Origin of the sequence: Streptomyces recifensis, assembly GCF_002154615.1 — a bacterium.
Lineage (GTDB): Bacteria > Actinomycetota > Actinomycetes > Streptomycetales > Streptomycetaceae > Streptomyces > Streptomyces griseoluteus.
The window spans coordinates 1-2,276 of the sequence record NZ_MUNH01000518.1 but is presented as its reverse complement, the minus strand read 5'-3'; the positions used below and the strand labels follow the sequence as shown (position 1 = coordinate 2,276).

At 70.7% G+C, this 2,276-nt stretch carries 4 protein-coding genes; 3 read left to right on the top strand and 1 reads right to left on the bottom strand.

From position 1 onward, the window contains the following. The 3 genes from CCN33_RS24650 to CCN33_RS24640 form a co-directional block, all read left to right on the top strand. Positions 1 to 172 (top strand): AIM24 family protein (locus tag CCN33_RS24650; protein ID WP_140394655.1); only part of this gene is annotated, 172 nt, incomplete at its 5' end. Further along, positions 169 to 975 (top strand): AIM24 family protein, encoded by an 807-nt coding sequence (locus CCN33_RS24645; protein ID WP_086695679.1) that lies wholly within the window; start codon positions 169 to 171, stop codon positions 973 to 975. The genes CCN33_RS24650 and CCN33_RS24645, both read left to right, overlap by 4 nt. A 92-nt stretch (positions 976 to 1,067) precedes the next feature. After that, complete coding sequence (locus CCN33_RS24640) at positions 1,068 to 1,544, top strand: MarR family winged helix-turn-helix transcriptional regulator (RefSeq protein WP_086695678.1); 477 nt, start codon at positions 1,068 to 1,070, stop codon at positions 1,542 to 1,544. Between the two features lie 183 nt (positions 1,545 to 1,727). Here the strand turns inward: CCN33_RS24640 and CCN33_RS24635 are convergent. Continuing rightward, positions 1,728 to 2,276, bottom strand: a 549-nt coding sequence (locus tag CCN33_RS24635) for an MFS transporter (protein WP_140394654.1), incomplete at its 5' end; no start/stop codon positions are given.

The window sequence follows — 2,276 nt, the reverse complement described above, 5'->3', positions numbered from 1 at the left end:
GGTCCACGTGGACCCCCAGGCGTACGTCGCCCATCACGGCGAGGTGCGCAACAAGCTGTCCACCGCGCTGGGCTGGCGCGACATGGTGGGGCGCGGCTCCGGCGAGGCGTTCCAGCTGGAGCTGAGCGGCCACGGCACGGTGTACGTCCAGGCGTCGGAGGAGAAGCTGTGAGCGGTTACGCGAGCGCGGGCGGGCCGGTGGTCTTCGACCCGGTGACGCTCCCCGCCGACGACAACGTGAACCCGTACACCTTCTGCGTGGAGCTCAAGGGGAGCCAGTGGTTCCTGCAGAAGGGGAAGATGATCGCCTACTACGGGTCGATCGACTTCAACGGCATCGGGCACGGCCGGCTGGACCGGCTGGTGCGCACTTCCTTCCATTCGCCACTGCACGCGAGCGACTGGGTGGTGGCGGAGGGCTCGGGCAAGATGCTGCTCGCGGACCGGGCCTTCGACGTGAATTCGTACGACCTGGATCAGGGCAACCTGACCGTTCGCGCGGGCAACTTGATCGCTTTTCAGCCAAGCTTGGCACTCAAACAGTCGATCGTGCCGGGCTTTCTGACGCTCATCGGAACCGGAAAGTTCGTCGCCGCCTCCAACGGCCCGGTGGTCTTCATGGAACCGCCGATCCGGGTGGACCCGCAGGCGCTGGTCGGCTGGGCCGACTGCCCCTCCCCCTGCCATCACTACGACCACGCCTACCTCACCGGCGTGATGGGCGGTCTACGTGCGATGACAGGGATCGGCGGGGCTTCCGGGGAGGAGCACCAGTTCGAGTTCACGGGCGCGGGGACCGTGCTGCTCCAGTCCAGCGAGACGCTGATGGCCGAGCCGTCCACGGGTGCTGTTCCGTCCGAGCCGGGGGTACCCGGAGGGGGCGCAGCGGGGCCGATGGGACCCGGAACGGGGGCTTCCGGGGTACCGCGCCTTCCCGGACAGCTGGGAGACCTCCAGCGTCGCTTCGGGCTGTGAGCGGTAGTCTGCGGAGTGTGACGTCGAACGCGTGCGCACAGTCACATCACCCAGAGTAGTTCGCCATTCAACTTCTTAGGTAGACTTCATTCATGGAGACCGAGACGGCCACGCACTGGCTGACCGATGCGGAGCAGTGCGCCTGGCGCACCCACCTGGAGGTCAACAGGCTGTTGACGTACCAGCTAGAGAAGGATCTACAGCCGTTCGGCCTGACGATGAACGACTACGAGATCCTCGTCAATCTTTCCGAGTCGGAAGACATGCGGATGCGGATGAGCGACCTGGCGGGCGCGACCATGCAGTCCAAGAGCCGCCTCTCGCATCAGATCACGCGCATGGAGAACGCGGACCTGGTCCGCCGGGAGAACTGCGAGTCGGACCGGCGCGGCCTCTTCGCCGTCCTGACCGAGCACGGGCTGGAGACGATGCGGAAGGTGGCCCCGCACCACGTGGCCTCCGTCCGCCGCCACTTCATCGACCTCCTCTCCCCCGACGCGCTCCAGGACCTCGACAAGTCCCTGAAGCCCATCGCGGAACACCTCAGAGACCAGCGCGGCCGCCCGTAGCCGTTCGGCTCCACGGGCAACCGGCCGTACCGCGCCCGCCGAGCGGCAACCCCGTGCCGGGCACGGTACGAGCCCGTGCCTCGGCCACCCCTGAGGCAGGACGCCCCGCCCACCCGACGCACCGCCCCGGTGCGAGGGAGGGTGGGGCGCTCGGCTGCCCGGGGGCCCGCACAGGCCCCCGGCTCACGCCCGCGCGGGCTCCGTCCGGCTCCCACCCGCCAGGGCCACCCCGGCGGAGGCCAGCGCGGTGGCTCCGGTCAGGGCGAAGCAGAGGGGCAGCGGGAGATGGCCGAGGAGGGCGCCGGTGGTCAGGCCGCCGGCCGAACTTCCGGCGTTGACCGCCATGTTCACCCAGGCCCCGGCGCGGGTGCGGTCGCTCGCGGGGGCCGACTCGTCCGCCAGCAGGTAGGCCGTGGTGAGCGCCGGGGCGATGAAGGCACCCGCGCAGGTCATGGCCACCGCGAGCGTGAGGACGCCGGGCGCCAGTCCCGCCGCCGCGAGCGTCAGGCCCAGGGCCACCGCGAAACCGGCGAGACGGGACCGGGCGGGGCAGCGCCAGTCGATCGCCCCGTTGGCCAGGCCGCCCAGCGCGCTGCCCGCCGAGAGGGCGCCCAGCGCCCAGGGGACGAGGTCGGTGTCGCCCGAGTCCCGGCCGACATGGGCCAGCACCAGCAGCTCCACCCCGCTGATCGCGAGCCCCGTGCCCGCCGCCACCACGACCGGCGCCGCCAG

What these genes read in the sequence shown, in the direction of transcription:
- CCN33_RS24640 (WP_086695678.1), top strand. Translation starts at nt 1,068, where the DNA reads ATGGAGACCGAGACGGCCACGCACTGGCTGACCGATGCGGAGCAGTGC.